The organism is Streptomyces sp. NBC_00377, from assembly GCF_036075115.1.
GTDB lineage: Bacteria > Actinomycetota > Actinomycetes > Streptomycetales > Streptomycetaceae > Streptomyces.
On sequence record NZ_CP107958.1, the window covers coordinates 5,334,888 to 5,353,328 of the forward strand.

15 protein-coding genes are annotated in these 18,441 nt (G+C 71.9%); 12 read left to right on the forward strand and 3 right to left on the reverse strand.

The window, feature by feature from the left end:
- Window positions 1–95 precede the first annotated feature (95 nt).
- Both OHS71_RS23985 and OHS71_RS23990 read right to left on the reverse strand, forming a co-directional pair.
- The gene (locus OHS71_RS23985) at window positions 96–1,733 is read right to left on the reverse strand and encodes a penicillin-binding transpeptidase domain-containing protein (protein WP_328481402.1); all 1,638 of its coding nucleotides are present in this window, start codon (window positions 1,731–1,733) and stop codon (window positions 96–98) included.
- 125 nt (window positions 1,734–1,858) lie between these two features.
- Complete coding sequence (locus tag OHS71_RS23990) at window positions 1,859–3,610, reverse strand: dolichyl-phosphate-mannose--protein mannosyltransferase (RefSeq protein WP_328481403.1); 1,752 nt, start codon at window positions 3,608–3,610, stop codon at window positions 1,859–1,861.
- Window positions 3,611–3,706: 96 nt separating this feature from the next.
- On the opposite strand from OHS71_RS23990, the gene rsmI reads away from it, so the two are divergent.
- From rsmI to OHS71_RS24050, 12 genes are all read left to right on the forward strand, one after another.
- Entirely contained in the window at window positions 3,707–4,567 is an 861-nt protein-coding gene (rsmI, locus tag OHS71_RS23995) for a 16S rRNA (cytidine(1402)-2'-O)-methyltransferase (RefSeq protein ID WP_328481404.1), read from the forward strand.
- 221 nt (window positions 4,568–4,788) lie between these two features.
- Window positions 4,789–5,208: a hypothetical protein gene (locus tag OHS71_RS24000; protein ID WP_328481405.1), complete on the forward strand. Its 420-nt coding sequence runs from the start codon at window positions 4,789–4,791 to the stop codon at window positions 5,206–5,208.
- 109 nt (window positions 5,209–5,317) lie between these two features.
- Window positions 5,318–6,208, forward strand: coding sequence for a TatD family hydrolase (locus OHS71_RS24005; protein WP_328481406.1), 891 nt, complete (start codon window positions 5,318–5,320; stop codon window positions 6,206–6,208).
- 112 nt (window positions 6,209–6,320) lie between these two features.
- Window positions 6,321–7,844 carry a ubiquitin-like domain-containing protein gene (locus tag OHS71_RS24010; protein ID WP_328481407.1) on the forward strand — a complete coding sequence of 508 codons (1,524 nt, stop codon included), beginning with the start codon at window positions 6,321–6,323 and terminating at the stop codon, window positions 7,842–7,844.
- A gap of 47 nt (window positions 7,845–7,891) precedes the next feature.
- Window positions 7,892–8,854 carry a 16S rRNA (adenine(1518)-N(6)/adenine(1519)-N(6))-dimethyltransferase RsmA gene (rsmA, locus tag OHS71_RS24015; protein ID WP_328481408.1) on the forward strand — a complete coding sequence of 321 codons (963 nt, stop codon included), beginning with the start codon at window positions 7,892–7,894 and terminating at the stop codon, window positions 8,852–8,854.
- The gene (locus OHS71_RS24020) at window positions 8,851–9,744 is read left to right on the forward strand and encodes a 4-(cytidine 5'-diphospho)-2-C-methyl-D-erythritol kinase (RefSeq protein ID WP_328481409.1); all 894 of its coding nucleotides are present in this window, start codon (window positions 8,851–8,853) and stop codon (window positions 9,742–9,744) included. Before rsmA ends, OHS71_RS24020 begins: the two co-directional genes overlap by 4 nt.
- Before the next feature lie 167 nt (window positions 9,745–9,911).
- Window positions 9,912–11,720: an ABC-F family ATP-binding cassette domain-containing protein gene (locus OHS71_RS24025; protein WP_328481410.1), complete on the forward strand. Its 1,809-nt coding sequence runs from the start codon at window positions 9,912–9,914 to the stop codon at window positions 11,718–11,720.
- Between the two features lie 190 nt (window positions 11,721–11,910).
- Window positions 11,911–13,731, forward strand: a complete 1,821-nt coding sequence (locus OHS71_RS24030; protein ID WP_328481411.1) for an outer membrane protein assembly factor BamB family protein — start codon at window positions 11,911–11,913, stop codon at window positions 13,729–13,731.
- 85 nt (window positions 13,732–13,816) lie between these two features.
- Window positions 13,817–15,874, forward strand: coding sequence for an outer membrane protein assembly factor BamB family protein (locus tag OHS71_RS24035; RefSeq protein WP_328481412.1), 2,058 nt, complete (start codon window positions 13,817–13,819; stop codon window positions 15,872–15,874).
- Between the two features lie 263 nt (window positions 15,875–16,137).
- Window positions 16,138–16,839: a helix-turn-helix transcriptional regulator gene (locus OHS71_RS24040; protein ID WP_328481413.1), complete on the forward strand. Its 702-nt coding sequence runs from the start codon at window positions 16,138–16,140 to the stop codon at window positions 16,837–16,839.
- Window positions 16,836–17,291: a hypothetical protein gene (locus OHS71_RS24045; protein ID WP_328481414.1), complete on the forward strand. Its 456-nt coding sequence runs from the start codon at window positions 16,836–16,838 to the stop codon at window positions 17,289–17,291. Before OHS71_RS24040 ends, OHS71_RS24045 begins: the two co-directional genes overlap by 4 nt.
- Window positions 17,292–17,655: 364 nt before the next feature.
- Complete coding sequence (locus tag OHS71_RS24050; protein ID WP_328481415.1) at window positions 17,656–17,976, forward strand: hypothetical protein; 321 nt, start codon at window positions 17,656–17,658, stop codon at window positions 17,974–17,976.
- Between the two features lie 59 nt (window positions 17,977–18,035).
- Here the strand turns inward: OHS71_RS24050 and OHS71_RS24055 are convergent, their stop codons facing one another.
- On the reverse strand, window positions 18,036–18,428 hold the full coding sequence (locus OHS71_RS24055; protein WP_328481416.1) for a hypothetical protein: 393 nt from the start codon (window positions 18,426–18,428) through the stop codon (window positions 18,036–18,038).
- Window positions 18,429–18,441: the final 13 nt, after the last annotated feature.

An 18,441-nucleotide genomic window follows, 5' to 3' on the forward strand; every position in this document is an offset into this window, starting at 1 on the left:
TCGTTGCCCTCACGACCCCAACGACGGCAACCACCCTAGAGTCCCGTGCTGTGAGGGTGACGTCACGTGTGACGTCAGCCACCGTGGCCGTCTGTTCAGCCCGCCCGCAGCACCGCCACGACGATCGGGCCGGACGCGTCGACGCCGTGCCCGCCGTCCTGGGCCATCGCCGCGGCCGCGACGTCCCCCCGGTACCCGGTGAACCAGCTGTCGGACCTCGCTTGTCCGTCGACCTCGGCGGAACCCGTCTTCGCGCCGATCCCACCGCTCAGCCCGGCCATCACCTGGGCTGCGGTGCCGCTGGTCGCGGTGCGGTTCATCATGGAGCGCAGTTGCTGCACGGTGCTCGACGACAGGCCACGCGCGTGTGCCGGTGTACGGCCGTCGAGGCTGAGCGGCACGATCACCGGCTGCCGGAAGGTGCCCGTCATCGCGGTCGCCGTGACCGACGCCATGTTCAGCGGGTTCATCTGGACCTGGCCCTGGCCGATCAGCGCGGCCGCGGTGTCCGGTCCTCCGGCGGCCGGCACGGAGCCGTCGAAGGACGGGATGCCGGTCTGCCAGTCGAGGCCGATCCCGAAGCGCTCCTTGGCCTCCTCGGTCAGCGAGTCGACCTTCACCTCGTCCGCGAACTTCACGAACGCCGTGTTGCAGGAGCGGGCGAAGCTCTCGGAGAGGGTCGCGTTCTCGTTCGGCTTCATGCCGGTGATGTTGTGGAAGGTCTGGCTCTCGGAGACGGCCGAGGGCGGGCAGGGCGCGGGACCGTTCGCGGTGGTGAGCCCGCCGTCGATGAGGGTCGCCGCGCTGACGATCTTCATCGTGGAGCCGGGCGCCACCTCTCCGAGGAACGCGGCGTTCCAGCCGTCCGTCCGGTTGTTCGCGACCGCCAGCACCTCGCCGGTGCTCGGCTTGACCGCCACCACCGACGACTGGGCGTACTTCTCCACCGCCTTCTCGGCGGCCGCCTGCACGCCCGCGCTGAGGGTGGTGGGCAGTTTGCCCGGCTTGCCCTCGGCGAGGGTCAGCAGCGGGGTGTCGGCGCTGTCCGGGGTGACGTGTCTGATCGCCAGCTCGATGCCGGCCGTTCCGCCAGCCTTGGTGCCGTACTTGGCGCGCAGCTGGTCGAGGATGGGCCCGAGGGAGGGGTACTTCTCCTTCGTCAGGACCTTGCCGTCCCGGTCCACGGCCTCGATCGCCGGCGCCGCCGAAGCACCCGTGACCAGCGTGTCGTCCATGGACTTCAGCTCGGGGTGCACCACCGAGGGCGCCCAGTCCACCAGTGCCTTCCCGGTGGTGAGGCCCCGCACGACGGTCAGCTGGCTCCGGTACGCGAGCGGCTTGGACTTCCCCTGGTACGACACCGTCGCCTTGACGCTGAACGGCACCCGGGCGCCGACCGGCGCGCCCGGGGTGATCTTCACTCCGGTGATGTGCGCCGCCTGGCCGTAGGAGGTCAGGAGGGGTTCGGCCTTCGCCGCGTTGTTGGTGAGATCGGCGGCCGCGGCGGCCTGTCCCTTCGTCCAGGCGGCGAAGAATTTGGTGCTCGCCTCCTTCACCTCGGACCCGCTCGGCGGCCCGGTCTTGACGACGGCGGGTTCACCGCCCGCCGATCCGTCGCCCCCGTTGCCGCCGTCGTTCAGCGCGTTCACGAGGTTGAAGGCCCCGTACCCGGCCCCGCCCACCATCACGGCGAACACTGAGCCGACAATGGCCGCTTTGGCCCCCTTGCGCATGGTGTGGATCCTCCCCGTTGTCCCCGTCGCCGCCCTCGCGGGCCATTCTGAACACGTTCAGAAAGTGCGCTCAGCCTCACACTAAGCGGAAAGGGCAACTGGCGGGGCAGGAGTTTCCGCAATCGTTAGACCCATGTATCCAGCCACATACGTGAACGCCAGTCGTCGATCGGGATCGCCTGCCCCGTGTACAGGGGCCAGAAGTAGATGAAGTTCCAGGCGATGAGCAGGACGAGGACGCCCGCTCCCGTGGCGCCCGCCACGCGGCGGGTGTCGCCGGCGCCCGGTGGGCCGACGAGCGCGCCGATCATCATCGCCACCGCGAGGCACAGGAAGGGCAGGAAGACGACGGCGTAGAAGAGGAAGATCGTGCGTTCCTGGTACATGAACCACGGCAGGTAGCCGGCCGCGATACCGCAGACGATCGCGCCCGCGCGCCAGTCGCGGCGGAACAGCCAGCGCCACAGGACGTAGAGGATCGCGAAGCAGGCCGCCCACCACAGCAGCGGGGTGCCGATCGCCAGGACCTCGCGGGCGCACTTCTCGCCCGCGTCGGACGGGCAGCCGTCCTTGCCGGGGGCGGGCGACTCGTAGAAGTACGAGACAGGCCGGCCCAGGACGAGCCAGCTCCACGGGTTCGACTGGTACGTGTGCGGCGAGGTGAGGTGGGTGTGGAACTCGTAGACCTCGTGCTCGTAGTGCCACAGGCTGCGCCACCAGTCGGGGAACAGCCAGGTCCAGTTGCCGCCCTTGCCGTCGGTCGCCGCCCAGCTGCGGTAGTAGCCGCCCTTGCCGTCGGTGGCGGACAGGATCCAGCCCGTCCACGACACCAGGTAGGTGATCAGCGCGACCGGGACCGTGGCGAGGAACGCGATGCCCGTGTCGCGCCTCAGCACCGCCAGGTACGGATGGCGGGCGCCCGCCACCTTGCGCGAGCCGACGTCCCACAACACCGCCATCAGGCAGAACGCGACCAGGATGTACAGGCCGTTCCACTTCGTGCCGATGGCCAGACCCAGCATCAGGCCCGCGCCCCAGCGCCAGGGCCGCCAGCCCAGACCCGTGGTCTGCGCGATGTGCGGATCGGGACGGTGGCGGCCGTCCGCGTCCACGGGAAGCGCGGCGGCGAGTCTCGCGCGCGCCCTGTCCCGGTCGACCACCAGACAGCCGAAGGCCGCCAGCACGAAGAACATCAGCACGCCGTCGAGCAGCGAGGTACGGCTCATCACGAAGGCGAGCCCGTCGACCGCCATCAGCGCACCCGCCAGGCAGCCCAGGAAGGTGGAGCGGAAGATCCGGCGGCCGATCCGGCACAGCAGCAGGACACTGAGGGTGCCGAGCACCGCCGTCATGAACCGCCAGCCGAACGGGTCGAACCCGAAGATCAGTTCGCCCAGCCCGATCACGTACTTGCCGACCGGCGGATGCACGACGTACGCCGCGTCCGCCGGGATCGTCACATGCCCGCCCGTGGAGAGGATGACGTCGTTGGCGTTCTTGTCCCAGTTGACCTCGAACCCGCGGTGGACGACCGCCCACGCGTCCTTCGCGTAGTACGTCTCGTCGAATATCACCGCCTTGGGGCTGCCCAGGTGCCAGAACCGCAGCACGCCCGCCAGCAGCGTGACCAGCAGCGGACCGCCCCAGGGCGACCAGCGCGCGATCCGGTCCGTCCACAGGGGCGGGATCCCCAGGGCCTGCCACAACCGCGGACTGGGCTGCGCGAACGGCGGCACCAGCCGCTCCCGGACGTCGGCGGAGGGCTCCGCGGTGTATCCGAAGCGGCGCAGCCGTTGCTGCCACGACGGCCGCTGGTCGGGCGGCGTCCGGCCTTGCCGGTAGTCCGTGGAGTCCATGGAGGACGCGGTACTGGTCACCGCGCCATCGTAGGGAACAGGTCTGTGTGAGTCCCGTGCATGGGCCCTACCCGGCCTGGTCGACCGAGCCGTGTCCCGCCCTGCGAGGATGGAAACGTGACAGCTACGCCCGGAATCCTCGTTCTCGCCGGCACTCCCATCGGCGACGTCTCCGACGCCCCGCCCCGGCTCGCCGAGGAGCTGGCCGGGGCCGACGTCATCGCCGCCGAGGACACGCGCCGGCTCCGGCGGCTGACCCAGGCGCTCGGTGTGACGCCCAAGGGGCGTGTCGTGTCCTACTTCGAGGGCAACGAGTCCGGCCGTACCCCCGAGCTGGTGAAGGAACTGGTGGGCGGCGCGCGCGTGCTGCTCGTGACCGACGCCGGGATGCCGTCCGTCTCGGACCCCGGGTACCGGCTGGTCGCCGCGGCCGTCGAGCAGGACATCCGGGTCACCGCCGTCCCCGGCCCGTCCGCGGTGCTCACCGCGCTGGCCCTGTCCGGGCTCCCGGTCGACCGGTTTTGCTTCGAGGGATTCCTGCCGAGGAAGGCGGGGGAGCGGCTCTCCCGGCTGCGGGAGGTGGCGCAGGAGCGCCGGACCCTCGTGTACTTCGAGGCCCCGCACCGGCTCGACGACACCCTCGCCGCGATGGCCGAGGCGTTCGGCGCGGACCGGCGGGCCGCTGTCTGCCGTGAGCTCACCAAGACGTACGAAGAGGTGAAGCGCGGCCCGCTCGGCGAACTGGCGGAATGGGCGGCCGAAGGCGTGCGGGGCGAGATCACCGTCGTCGTCACCGGGGCGCCCGAGCGCGGGCCCGAGGACTTCGACGCGACGGAGCTGGTGCGGCGCGTCCAGGTCCGCGAGGAGGCGGGCGAGCGCCGCAAGGAGGCCATCGCGGCGGTGGCGGCGGAGGCCGGGCTGCCCAAGCGGGAGGTGTTCGACGCGGTGGTGGCGGCGAAGAACGCCGGGGGCCTGTGACGGTTGTCGCCGGGTGTTGTGAAGGGGCTCACACCCCCTCTGAGCAGGGCGCATGTCGTCTGAGCGTGCGCCCCATGTGCGGGCAAAGGACCCCGGGTGTTCTGGCAAGGGACGCCCAAATCGACTTCAACAGTGCACAGGTCGAGTGCATTCGACCCGGGGGAGGCGTCCACTGGACGACGGGACTTCAACCGTCCCACCGGCGGACCACAGGAGCGGTCATGAGTGACATCACAGGGCAGACCGGCCTCCGCGGCGGCGCGAGCGCCGTCGTCAACGAGTCGTACTCCTTCGCCTGCATGCGTTGCGGGCACGGCTGGGAGCAGGCCTTCGAGATAGAGCACCACACCGACGCCGACGGCCACCAGTTCGTCCTCTACGTGACGGACGGCCGCATCGTGCCGTCGCCGCTCAGCCGCCCCGCGTGCGTGAACTGCGACGGGCACGTCGTGCGCATCATGCGGGCCGGGCAGGTCTCCTCGGTGCTCAGCGCGGCGCGCCAGCACAAGGCGGCCCCGGCCGGACCGGCGCAGGCGCCGGTGACGTCGGCGGAGGGACAGCCCGAGGCTCCCGCCGAGGGACAGCCGCAGCACCACTGGCACCTGTCCGATCTCCTGCACCCGTTCCGCAAGGCGAGCTAGCCGCAGGACGGGCCACCGCAGGACGGGCAGCCGCAAGGTGAGCCGGTGCCGGTGGACAGCCGGTCGGCAGCCGGCCGACGAGGGCATGTCCCTTCCGTAGGATCGGGACATGCCTTCGAACGCCGCACCACGCGCCGACAAGAGCGCCGCACCGCCGCTTCCGGCTCCCCTGGGGGTGCCGGTCGCCGACTCCCACACCCATCTCGACATGCAGTCGGGCACGGTGGCGGAGGCCCTCGCGAAAGCCGCGTCCGTGGGTGTGACGACCGTCGTCCAGGTCGGCTGCGACGTACGGGGCTCCCGGTGGGCGGCCGAGACGGCGGCGGCGTACGACAGCGTCCACGCGGCGGTCGCCCTGCACCCCAACGAGGCGCCGCGCATCGTGCACGGCGACCCCGACAACTGGTCCCGGCAGGGTGCGCGCGAGGCCGGAGGTGCGGGGGCGCTCGAGGAGGCGCTCGCCGAGATCGACCGCCTCGCCGCGCTTCCGCACGTCAAGGGCGTCGGTGAGACGGGACTCGACCACTTTCGCACCGGCCCCGAGGGCAAGGAAGCGCAGGAGGACTCCTTCCGCGCCCACATCGAGATGGCCAAGCGGCACGGCAAGGCCCTGGTCATCCACGACCGCGACGCCCACGCCGACGTCCTGCGCGTCCTGAAGGAGGAGGGCGCGCCCGAGCGCACCGTCTTCCACTGCTACTCGGGCGACGCCGAGATGGCCGAGATCTGCGCCCGCGCCGGATACTTCATGTCCTTCGCCGGCAACGTCACCTTCAAGAACGCCCAGAACCTCCGGGACGCCGTCGCCGTGGCCCCGCTGGAACTGCTGCTCGTGGAGACGGACGCCCCCTTCCTGACGCCGGCGCCCTACCGCGGACGGCCCAACGCCCCTTATCTCGTTCCCGTCACGGTGCGCGCCATGGCCGCCGTACGGGACATCGACGAGGACACCCTGGCCACCGCACTCGCCGCCAACACCGCACGCGCGTTCGGCTACTGACCGGAGATCGCCCGTCGAACACAACTCTCAGTAGCCGCGCCACTTTGGAGAGTGACCGTCGCTCCGCTAGGTTCTGGGGGCCCGATCCGGACCCCTCCCCTGGAGTGTCGGCGTGAGCAACTCGCAGTACCTCGGCTACGAGCCGTACGGCGGTGGTGAGTCGTACGTCGACCTGCACAACGCCGAGACGGTCGCGTACGGCGTGTATGCGGCGCCCGGTACGTACGACGACACGTACCGGCCCGCCTACGAGGCCTACGAGGCGTACGAGGCGCCGCCCCAGGGCCCCGGGACCCTCCAGCCTCCCCGGACCCTCCAGCTCCCCGAGCCGTTCCAGCCGTCCGGGGCCGCCGCGTGCGCCGAGACGGTCCGGCTCACCGGGACCGCCCGGTTCCCCGAGCCGTTCCAGCCGTCCGGGGTCACGGCATACGCCGAGACGGTCCGGCTGTCCGGCCCCGCGCGGACCGGACTGTCGCCGGTGCCGCGGCAGGAGGAGGGGCGGCGGGCCGCGCGCCGGCGCAGGACCCGCTCCGCCGAGCGCCCGGAGTCCACGATGCGCCGGCTGCTCCCGCAGGCGCTCGTCGTCGCCTTCCTGGCCGGCGGCACCACCGCCTTCGTCGCCGAGGACAAGGCGGTCGAGCTGACCGTCGACGGCAAGCCGCGCACCCTGCACACCTTCGCCGACGACGTGACCGAACTCCTGGCGGAGGAAGGCGTGCCGGTGGGCGCGCACGACGTGGTCGTGCCCGCACCCGGCACCGACCTCGCCAGCGGCGACGAGGTCACGGTGCACTACGGGCGGCCCGTCCGGCTCACCCTGGACGGCCACCGGCACGAGGTGTGGACGACGGCGCACACGGTGGAGGAGGCGCTCCGACAGTTCGGGGTGCGTGCGGAGGGCGCCTACATGTCCGTCTCGCGCTCCCAGCGGATCGGGCGCGCCGGACTCGCGCTCGACGTGCGCACCGAGCGGTCGGTCACGGTCATGGCCGACGGCCGGGCGCGCACCGTCCGCACCAACGCGGCGACCGTGCGCGAGGCGGTGGAGGCGGCCGGGATCATCCTGCGGGGTGAGGACACCACGTCCGTCGAGCTCGCCAGCTTCCCGCGCGACGGGCAGACGATCACCGTGCTGCGGATCACCGGCAGCCAGGAGGTGCGGGACGAGCAGATCCCGTTCGGGGTGCGCCGCACCGACGACCCGTCGCTGTTCAAGGGCACGGAGGTGGTGGAGCGGGCCGGCCGCGCGGGGCTGCGACGGATCACGTACTCCCTGCGCACCGTCAACGGCGTACGGCAGACACCGCGGCGGATCCGCGACGAGATCGTGCGCGAGCCGCGCGAGCAGGTGGTGAAGGTCGGGACGAAGCCGCTGCCGGCGTCCGTGCGAGGGGCCGACGGCCTGGACTGGCAGAGCCTCGCCGCCTGCGAGTCGGGTGGCCGGCCCAACGCGGTCGACTCCTCGGGCACGTACGGCGGGCTGTACCAGTTCGACACCCGCACCTGGCAGAGCCTCGGCGGCAGCGGCCGGCCCCAGGACGCCCCGGCGGCCGAGCAGACGCTCCGCGCGAAGAAGCTGTACGTGCGCCGCGGGGCGAGTCCCTGGCCGCACTGCGGGACGCGGCTGCACGGGTGAGAGGTCCGGCGGCGGACGGTGTCCGTGCGCCCCCGTACCCTTGTCCCGTGAGTACCAGCCCCGCCCCCGACGCCCTTCTGGGCCCCGCCGACATCCGTGAGCTGGCGGCGGTCCTCGGCGTCCGTCCCACCAAGCAGCGCGGCCAGAACTTCGTGATCGACGCGAACACGGTCCGCCGGATCGTCCGCACCGCGGAGGTCCGGCCCGACGACGTGGTCGTCGAGGTCGGCCCCGGGCTCGGCTCCCTCACCCTGGCGCTGCTGGAGACCGCCGACCGGGTCACGGCCGTCGAGATCGACGACGTCCTGGCCGGCGCGCTGCCCGCGACGATCGCCGCGCGCATGCCGGAGCGCGCGGAGCGCTTCGCACTGGTGCACTCCGACGCGATGCACGTCACCGAACTGCCCGGCCCCGCCCCGACCGCGCTGGTCGCGAACCTGCCGTACAACGTGGCCGTGCCCGTGCTGCTGCACATGCTGGAGAACTTCCCGAGCATCGAGCGCACCCTCGTCATGGTCCAGTCGGAGGTCGCCGACCGGCTCGCCGCCGGACCCGGCTCGAAGGTGTACGGCGTGCCGTCCGTGAAGGCCAACTGGTACGCGGAGGTCAAGCGGGCCGGCGCCATCGGGCGCAAGGTGTTCTGGCCGGCGCCGAACGTGGACAGCGGGCTGGTGTCGCTGGTGCGGCGGACCGAGCCGATCAGAACCACCGCGTCGCGGCGCGAGGTCTTCGCCGTCGTCGACGCGGCGTTCGCGCAGCGCCGCAAGACCCTGCGGGCCGCGCTCGCCGGCTGGGCGGGCTCCGCGGCCCGGGCGGAGGCGGCCCTCGTGGCGGCCGGCGTCTCGCCGCAGGCCCGCGGCGAGGCCCTCACCGTCGAGGAGTTCGCCCGGATCGCCGAGGCCGCGCCCGACCGGGACACGCCCGACGGCCCCCCGGTGCCCACCGGGACTCCCGGGTCCCCCGCCTCCCCGTCGCCCCTCGAAGCGCCGAAGCGGAAGGACTCCGAGTGAGCGTCACCGTACGGGTGCCGGCCAAGGTCAACGTGCAGCTCGCGGTCGGCGCCGCCCGCGCGGACGGATTCCACGACCTGGCGAACGTCTTCCTCGCGGTCGGTCTGTACGACGAGGTCACCGTGACCCCGGCCGACGGACTCCGCGTCACCTGCGAGGGCCCGGACGCCGCCCAGGTCCCTCTGGACCGCACGAACCTGGCCGCGCGGGCCGCCATCGCGCTGGCCGGGCGGTACGGCCGCACCCCCGACGTGCATCTGCACATCGCCAAGGACATTCCCGTCGCCGGGGGCATGGCGGGCGGCAGCGCCGACGGCGCGGGCGCGCTGCTGGCCTGCGACGCCCTGTGGGACACCGGCGCCACCCGTGGCGAACTCCTCGACATCTGCGCCGACTTGGGCAGCGATGTGCCGTTCAGCCTGGTCGGAGGGGCGGCCCTCGGCACCGGGCGCGGCGAGAAGCTGACGGCCCTGGAGGTCGGCGGCACGTTCCACTGGGTGTTCGCGATGGCCGGGCGGGGGCTGTCGACCCCGTCGGTGTTCCGCGAGTTCGACCGGCTCACGGCAGGCCGGGACGTACCCGAGCCGGTCGCCTCCGAGGTGCTCCTGGACGCCCTGGCCGCCGGCGACCCCGACGCCCTCGCCGCCACGGTCTCCAACGACCTCCAGCCCGCGGCCCTGTCCCTCTTCCCGGAACTGGCCGACACGCTGGCGGCGGGACGCGACGCGGGCGCACTGGCCGCGCTGGTCTCCGGATCCGGCCCGACGACGGCCTTCCTCGTCCGTGATCCCGGATCGGCCGGGACGGTGGCCGACGCCCTGCGCGCCTCCGGCACCTGCCGCACGGTCCGCGTGGCGACGGCGCCGGCGGCGGGCGCGACGGTGGTCTGAGAACCGGCTCCGCGGCCCGCGCTCGTCGACGGCGGTCGGGCCGACAGCGATGTCGCGGCCGCACACCGGCCACGCCATCACCAAGAGTGACCGCCCCCTCGCGCCAGGCCCCCCACCCCCCAGGCCGTAGGCTAGAAGGCTGACCGACCCCGATGCGCAGGAGTGAAATGGCCGTCAATCTGGTCAATGTCGAGAACGTCAGCAAGGTGTACGGGACCCGTGCACTGCTCGACGGCATCTCGCTCGGCGTGTCCGAAGGGGACCGGATCGGCGTCGTCGGCCGCAACGGCGACGGGAAGACCACGCTGATCCGCATGCTCGCCAAGCTGGAGGAGGCGGACTCCGGCCGGGTCACGCACTCCGGCGGGGTGCGCCTCGGCGTGCTCACCCAGCACGACTCGCTGGACTCGACCGCGACCGTCCGGCACGAGGTCATCCGGGACATGGCCGACCACGAGTGGGCCGGCAACGCCAAGGTCAGAGACGTGCTCACCGGGCTGTTCGGCGGGCTCGACCTGCCCGGGTTCCCGCAGGGCCTGGACACCGTCATCGGCCCGCTGTCCGGCGGTGAGCGCCGACGGATCGCGCTCGCCAAGCTGCTCATCGAGGAGCAGGACCTGATCGTCCTGGACGAGCCGACGAACCATCTCGACGTCGAGGGCATCTCCTGGCTCGCCCGGCACCTGCGCGAGCGCCGCTCCGCGCTCGTCTGCGTCACCCACGACCGCTGGTTCCTCGACCAGGTCTGCACGCGCATGTGGGACGTGCAGCGTGGCGCCGTCCACGAGTACGAGGGCGGCTACTCCGACTACGTCTTCGCGCGCGCGGAGCGTGAGCGCATCGCCGCCACGGAGGAGACCAAGCGGCAGAACCTGGTCCGCAAGGAGCTGGCCTGGCTGCGCCGCGGCGCCCCCGCGCGGACGTCCAAGCCGCGGTTCCGCGTCGAGGCGGCCAACGAGCTCATCGCGGACGTGCCGCCGCCGCGCGACAGCAGCGAGCTGATGAAGTTCGCGTCCTCCCGGCTCGGCCGGACCGTCTTCGACCTCGAGGACGTCACCGTCCAGGCCGGTCCCAAGGTGCTGCTGAAGCACATCACGTGGCATCTCGGCCCCGGCGACCGCATCGGCCTCGTCGGCGTGAACGGCGCGGGCAAGACCTCCCTGCTGCGGGCCCTGGCCGAGGCCGCCCGCACCGAGGGCGAGACGCAGCCCGCGGCCGGCCGGGTCGTCGTCGGCCGGACCGTCAAGCTCGCCTACCTCTCCCAGGAGGTCGCCGAACTCGACCCGAACCTGCGGGTGCTGGAAGCCGTGCAGCAGGTGCGCGAACGCGTCGACCTCGGCAAGGGGCGCGAGATGACCGCCGGGCAGCTCTGCGAGACGTTCGGTTTCAACAAGGACAAGCAGTGGACGCCGGTCGGCGACCTGTCGGGCGGTGAGCGCCGCCGCCTTCAGATCCTGCGCCTCCTCATGGACGAGCCCAACGTCCTCTTCCTCGACGAGCCCACCAACGACCTCGACATCGAGACCCTCACCCAGCTCGAGGACCTCCTCGACGGCTGGCCCGGCTCGATGATCGTCATCTCCCACGACCGCTTCTTCGTGGAGCGGACGACGGACCGTGTCTTCGCCCTCCTCGGCGACGCCGCGCTGCGGATGCTCCCGCGCGGCATCGACGAGTACATCGAACGCCGGCAGCGCATGGAGGAGGCCGCGGCCGCCTCCGCCGCCCCGGCGGTCGCGCAGAAGCCGCTGACCGAGAAGAGCGCCGCCGACCAGCGTGCCGCCAAGAAGGAACTCCAGAAGATCGAGCGGCAGTTGGACAAGGTCTCCGACAAGGAGTCCAGGCTGCACGCCCAGATCGCCGACAACGCCACCGACTTCGAGAAGGTGGCGAAACTCGACGCCGAGCTGCGGGAGTTGACCGGCGAGCGCGAGGAGCTGGAACTGCGGTGGCTGGAACTCGCCGAGGACGCGTGAAGGGTGCGTGAAGGCGCATAACGACGGCATCACAGGCCGGTCCTCCCTTGGAAACAGGGGTGGATCGGCCCCTGGAGCTGTCGGTCACGGGTGATAGAAAGAGCCGTCTGAGAACTTCTGAAGACGGCTCCGGGTGGGTCACTGACCTGGGGGCGTGGCTAAAAATCAGTGACATAGGGGGAACACGCTGATGGCTCAGCCGCCCAATCAGCCGCCGCAGCAGGGTGGTTTCGGAGCACCGCAGGACCAGCCGCACCAGCCGCCGGCACCGCAGGCGCCGCCGCCGTCGCAGGGTGGCTTCGGCGCCCCTCCCGTGCCGCCGCAGCAGCCCCAGGGTCCGCCGGCCCAGCCGCCGCAGCCGGGCTACGGCTACCCGCAGCAACCGCCGCAGCAGCCCGGACCGTACGGGCAGCCCCAGCAGCCCGGTCCCTACGGGCAGCCCGGTCCCTACAACGGTCAGCCCGGCCCCTACGCCCAGCCGGGACCGTACGGACAACAGGGCCCCTACGGCCCGCAGCCCGGTTACGGCTATCCGCAGCCGCCCCAGTTCCCCGGCGCACCCGGTACGCCGCCGGGCGGGCGCAACCCCTTCAAGGGGCGGCCGGCGCTGGTGATCGGGGCCGCGGTGGCGGCGCTGCTGGTGATCGGCGGGACGGTGTACGCCGTCACGGGCGGCGACGACAAGGCCGACAAGAAGCCGGTCGCCGGACCGAGCGACGACGGCAAGGCCACCACCAGTGGGGCACCCGTCAACCCCGGTGACGGCAGCGGCGACGGCGGCGACGACACCGAGGACTTCAACGCGGACCGCAAGTCCGGCGAGGCGAAGGTCCTCTGGTACAAGGAGGCGCCCGACGCACCCGCCTCCGGCGCCGACGCCCCCGGCATGTGGATCACCTCCAAGGCGGCCGTGAAAGCGGCGTACAAGCAGGTCGTCGCGTACAACGTCGGCGACGGCAGGCCGACCTGGGAGACCATCGCCCTGCCGCAGAAGATCTGTGCGGTCACCCCGCAGAAGACGGCGGACGACAAGGTCGTCGTGGCGTACATGAGCGGCACCAGCGACCGCGCCAAGTGCAACCAGCTCCAGCAGATCGACCTCGGCACCGGGGCCCGGGGCTGGAAGGGCGTGGTGGCGGACGGCGCGCTGTTCGACAGCGCCATCAGCGTCGAGCTGTCGCTGACCGGCAACACGCTGATGGTCGGCCGCTCGCAGTCCGGCACGGCGTACGACGTCCGCACCGGCAAGAAGCTGTACGACAAGCAGAAGTACGGCGACGCATGCTTCCCGACGGCGTTCGCGGGCGGGACCCGGCTGTACGCGGTGGCGTCCTGCGACGCGTCCGAGGCAGGCGAGCACGACGAGATCCAGGAGCTGGACCCGGCGACCGGCAAGGCCAGGTGGACCCAGAAGTTCGGGAAGGGCTGGCGGGTCTCGAAGACGTTCTCCGTCGACCCGCTGGTGGTCTACAGCACCAACGAGGACAAGAACAGCTGGAACATCGCGACGTTCAAGCCGGACGGCTCGTACCGCTCGCAGGTCGGCTTCGACGAGGACTTCGCGCCCGAGTGCGACTCCGGATTCCTCCAGCGCAACCTGACGGGCTGCTCGGGCACGGCCTCCGACGCGAACACGCTGTACCTGCCGACCGAGGCGAAGAGCGGCCCCAACGAGATCGTGGCGATCGACCTCTCCACCGGCAAGGAGAAGTGGCGCGTGAAGTCGCCGGCCGACGAGGCGATGCTGCCGGTGAAGGTCGAGGGCGGCAATCTCGTCGCCTACGTCGAGCCGTCGTACGACGCGGCCGGCCGGGTGGTGGGCATCCCGACGGCGGGGTCCGCGCACACGCCGGTGACGCTGATGCAGCTTCCCGAGAGCACGGCCGAGATCGAGAACGGCTTCTTCTCGCGCGACCTGGCCTGGGTCGGCGGGCGCCTCTACCTCTCCTCCACCCGGCTGACGGGCAACGACGAATCGAAGGAGAAGCTGATGCTCGCCTACGGCAAGTGAGGCGTCCCACCGCCTCACCTGCCCCGTCGACGTCTCCGCCCCGTCCGCCCGAGCCTTCCGAGCGTTCTCCCGAGGTATCCACACCATGAGCCAGCCGCCGCCCCCACCGCCGAACCAGCCCCCGCAGCAGCCGCAGCAGGATGGCTTCGGCCCGCCCCAGCCGCCGCAGGACCCGCCCGTGCAGGACGCCGTACCGAAGGACGCGGCTCCCCAGGACCCCGCACCTCAGGACGCCGCGCCGCAGCCCGCGGGCCCCGACCTGACGAAGACCCCGCAGCCGGGCTACGGCTACCCGCAGGCCCCGCAGGCCCCGGCGCAGGGGGCTCAGCCTCCGCAGGCCGCTCCGCAGACGCCCGCGCCGCCGGCCCCGTCCGGGCCCCCGCAGCAGCCCCAGCCGGGGTACGGCTACCCGCAGGCGCCGGGCGGCCCGACGCCGCCGCAGCCCCCGGCCGCCCACCCCGGATACGGCTACCCGGCCCAGCCGGGCCCGTCCGTACCCCCCGCCTACGGTCAGCCCCAGCAGCCGAACCCCTACGGCCCGCCGACGGCCCCCTACGGTCAGCAGCCCGGCTACGGCTACCCGGGTGGGCCGGGGTATCCGACCCCCCAGCCGGGTTACGGCTACCCGGGGCAGCCCACGGTGCCGATGCATCCGCAGGCCGGCGGCCCCGGCCAGGGACCGGGCGGCGGCGCGGGCAGGAAGTTCAACGCGCAGGTGGCGATCATCGTCGGGGCGGTCGTCGCGATCGCGCTGATCGTCGGCGCCGGCGTCTGGTACTCGAAGTCGAACGACGGTGGCAAGAAGGAGGAGGCGGACAGCGCCGGCCCGACCGGCGGCGGAGGCGACACCGGCGGCACGGGCGGGACCGGGGGCACGTCCGCCGGAGGCAGTGAGAAGGTGCCGTCCGATCCCGCCTCCGATGTCCTCTTCAAGGTTCCGATGCCCGTGATCAAGAAGGGCGACAGCGTCGGCGTCAAGGGCTCCTGGGTGACCGACAAGGCGTTCGTGAAGACGGGCGTCAACGAGATCGCGGGCTACGACCCGGACAAGGGCACCAAGCTCTGGACGGTCAAGCTGCCCGGCCCGGTGTGCGAGGCCAGCAGGTTCGCCACCGACGACCACCGCACGGCGGTCACCTTCCAGGCGAGCAGCGCCGAGACGGCCGCCTGCGACCAGGTCGCGGCGATCGACCTCGTGGCGGGCAGGCAACTGTGGAAGAAGACCGTCAACTCCGGTGACTACCCGCTCCGTTTCGACAACGTCACGGTCAGCGGGAACACGGTCGCCCTCGGCAGCACCAGCGGCGGCGCGGCCTTCGACATCGACTCCGGCAAGGTGCTGTGGTCGCCGAAGCCGGCCGACACCTGCTACGACGCCGGCTACGGCGGCGGCCCGAAGCTGGTGGCGGTGCGCAAGTGCGGCGCGTACGACAACCCCGAGCTGCACATCCAGACCATCGACCCGGTGTCCGGGAAGGTGCTCTCCGAGTACAAGTTGGCCACGGGCATCGAGTACGCGTCCGTCGTGTCGAGCGACCCCCTGGTGGTGGCCGCCGACGTCGGCGACAGCGCCGGCGACGGCAGCGGCATCTCGGACTTCTTCTCCATCGACAACAAGACCGGCAAGCTGCGCACCCGTATCTCGGTGCCGGGCGACCAGTACGCGGCCGACTGCGAAGGCATCACCAGGATCGAGGCCTGCACCGGCCTGGCCGTCGGCAACGGCCGGATCTACGTCCCCACCGAGGAGCACGACGGCACCGGCGAGTACAGCCGGACCAACGAGGTCGTCGCCTTCGACCTGGCCACCGGCAAGCAGACCGGCCAGCGCGCCGACGCCGGCGACGGCTACACGATCTACCCGCTGCGCATGGACGGCACCAACCTGATCGCCTACAAGCGGCCGCCGTACGACAAGGGCGGCCAGGTCGTCAGCATCGCCGGGGGCTCCTTCAAGGCGACCACGCTGTTGCAGAACCCGTCCACGGAGTCGGTGCGCGACCTGGAGACCAGTCTGTCCCCGGAGTACTCCGAAGTCCTCTACTCCCAGGGGCACCTGTACATGTCGGAGGTGTACGCCGACGACGGCGGCACCTCGGGCGATCCGCAGTACCTGGCGGTCGCGTACGGCGCGGGCGGCTGACCGTATCGATCGCCCTACGACCCCGTCCCTGTTCAGGGGCGGGGTCGTTCATTTATCGCCCATGACCCTCGAATGTGAGGAATTTCGGCGATCCGGGGCACTTCTCACCGGTAGGGGGAGCGCAACGTCGAACAAGCGTGTAGCTTCCGGGGGCATGAAGAACGGGGTGCCGGGGGGCACCCCTTTGTCGGTCCGCGCGGAGTGCGCGGGTCCGTGAGGGCATCCATGGGGGGACTGGGGGATTGCTCGTGGGAGTGCGGCTGATGGTGGTCGACGACCACCGACTGCTCGCCGAGGCGCTGGCCTCGGCACTCAAACTGCGGGGGCACCGGGTGCTCGCCGCGGCGGCACCGGCCGCGGGCGCGGCGGAGCTGGTGATCACCCGTGCTCCGGAGGTGTGCCTGCTGGGTACGGCGGTCCCGGCAGAGCCGGGCATATTCGACCCGGTGGTCCGCATCAAGCGCGAGCGGCCGCAGGTGGCGGTGCTGGTCCTGGGCCCGGTGCCGAACCCCCGCGGCATCGCGGCGGCCTTCGCCGCGGGAGCCTGCGGCTACGTACGCCACGACGAGCGCATAGAGGGTGTGGAGCGGGCCATCATGAAGGCGCGCGCGGGTGAGGCGGCGGTGGCTCCGCAGCTGCTCCAGGGCGCGTTCAGCGAACTGCTGAACCCGGCCGCCCAGCCGGACGACGAGGGTCAGCGGCTGCTCCAGATGCTCACCCCCCGCGAGGTGGAGGTCCTGGTCCGGGTCGCCGACGGCGAGGACACCCGCCTGATCGCCGCCGGCATGGGCATCGCCCCGTCCACGGCCCGCACCCATGTCCAGCGGGTCCTGATGAAACTCGGCGTCGGCTCCCGTCTGGAGGCCGCGGCCCTGGCTGCCCGCACGGGCCTCCTGGACCGCGCGGGCCCGCTGCCGCACGTCTCGCGGGCCGCCACGGCGACGCAACCGGAGCAGTCGGAGTGAGGGCCCGCGCGGTCGTCCGGCGCGGGGTGCGCCTCGGCGCGATCATCGGTGCCTGGCCGGCCGCGATCGCCGGAGTCCTGTGCCTGCTGGTGGCGTTCGTCTTCCTGGTCGGCGATCTGTACGCAACCGCGCGGGTGCTGACGGCCGTGGCCGGACTCGCCGTGCTGGGCAGCATGGCGGTCGGCCTCACCCTGGGCGCGGCCACCGGTCTCGCCCTGGCGGTCGCCCCCCGGCGGCTGCTCGCCCGCCCGCCGCTTCGCGGGCTGTTGGCGGCACTCACCGCCGGGCTGCCGGTCGCGGTGCTCTACGTCGTTCTCCTGACCAGGTGCGGCTACACCCTGGCGAGTCACCCGCTGTCGACCCACCTCGTCGGCGGGGCGGGGATCCTGACGGTGGCCCTGGTCGCGGCGGCCAGGAGCGGCGAGATCGCCGGGTACGGCACCGACCGCTGATCGGTGACCTGGCCCCACGCTCGATCCGTCCGGCCCGGGCCTCCCGGTCCGCCACCCGGATGCGCAGGGTGAACGGGTGGACGAGCGTCCTCTCCGAGCAGGCCGGGGAGCCGCCCGGTGCCGAAAGCAGGCGGGGGACGGCCCTCGTCCGGGCCTGGTCGGGGCTTGGCCCTGCGCCGATGCCCGGTGCCGGCGGCCGCTGTCCCGCATGGGCCATCCGGGCCAGCTCGTGTGGTACGAGTCGGCGGGGGGCGTAGACACGCGCGGCGTGAAGGTGCGAAACGGGAGGGCGCGGCATACGGTCTGTAATCGTAATGTTGCGTTCCGTAACGGGACGTATCACTCAGCCGGAAAAGGGAATGTAATGCGCAAGCTGCACAAGACCGCTCTCGTGGCTGCCATGATCGGGAGCCTCTGCATGGCCGGGGCCGGAATCGCCTCCGCCGGCGACGACGGACCCTCCAGGCAGTGCCTTCAGGGAGCCGAGCAGGGCGACTCGAACCTCCAGGTAGGTCTCATCAACCTGAACGACGTCCCCCTCCTCGGCAGCCTGACGAAGCAGAACGTCAGCCAGCAGAGCTGCGTCAACGGGGACGACAGCGCCACCTTCACCGGCTCCTCGGTGGAGTCGTCCTCGAACGGGAACGGGCTGCTCAACGGCCTCCTGGGCGGGGTCGGAGGCTGACCGACCGAGAAGCGGACAGCGCCGGGATCCGAGGTCATGGATCCCGGCGCTGTCCGGCGTCATCCCTCGACGCCGCTTTCCCCGCGGCCCTTCCCCTCCACCGCCTCGGGCGGCAGCGTCGGTGTCACCGGCGCAGCGGGCCTCAGCTTGAGCCAGGCCAGGAAGAAGAGGCCCAGGGCCAGCATGCCCAGGCCGGTCCACAGGTTGATGTTGATCCCCTGGGCCTTGTCGATCTCCGCGTCGCTGTCGGTGATTCCGGCGATCGTGACGATCACGCCGTAGACGACGAACAGGCCGCCGATGATCCGGCGCAGGTCGAAGATACGGGCCGCGGTCGCGGACTTCTCCTCGAGTTCCGTGACCTCCCGCTGGACGTCGGCCTCGGAGTAGCCGGCCCGCCGCAGCCGCTCGGCGGCCTGGTCGCGCTCGGACGGTTCGAATTGCTCGGACATGGTCTCTCCAGTC

What these genes read in the sequence shown, in the direction of transcription:
- OHS71_RS24050 (WP_328481415.1), top strand. Translation starts at nt 17,656, where the DNA reads ATGCGCAAGCTGCACAAGACCGCTCTCGTGGCTGCCATGATCGGGAGC.
- OHS71_RS24005 (WP_328481406.1), top strand. Translation starts at nt 5,318, where the DNA reads ATGCCTTCGAACGCCGCACCACGCGCCGACAAGAGCGCCGCACCGCCG.
- OHS71_RS24025 (WP_328481410.1), top strand. Translation starts at nt 9,912, where the DNA reads ATGGCCGTCAATCTGGTCAATGTCGAGAACGTCAGCAAGGTGTACGGG.
- OHS71_RS24030 (WP_328481411.1), top strand. Translation starts at nt 11,911, where the DNA reads ATGGCTCAGCCGCCCAATCAGCCGCCGCAGCAGGGTGGTTTCGGAGCA.
- OHS71_RS24055 (WP_328481416.1), bottom strand. Translation starts at nt 18,428, where the DNA reads ATGTCCGAGCAATTCGAACCGTCCGAGCGCGACCAGGCCGCCGAGCGG.
- OHS71_RS24000 (WP_328481405.1), top strand. Translation starts at nt 4,789, where the DNA reads ATGAGTGACATCACAGGGCAGACCGGCCTCCGCGGCGGCGCGAGCGCC.
- OHS71_RS23985 (WP_328481402.1), bottom strand. Translation starts at nt 1,733, where the DNA reads ATGCGCAAGGGGGCCAAAGCGGCCATTGTCGGCTCAGTGTTCGCCGTG.
- OHS71_RS24040 (WP_328481413.1), top strand. Translation starts at nt 16,138, where the DNA reads ATGGTGGTCGACGACCACCGACTGCTCGCCGAGGCGCTGGCCTCGGCA.
- OHS71_RS24035 (WP_328481412.1), top strand. Translation starts at nt 13,817, where the DNA reads ATGAGCCAGCCGCCGCCCCCACCGCCGAACCAGCCCCCGCAGCAGCCG.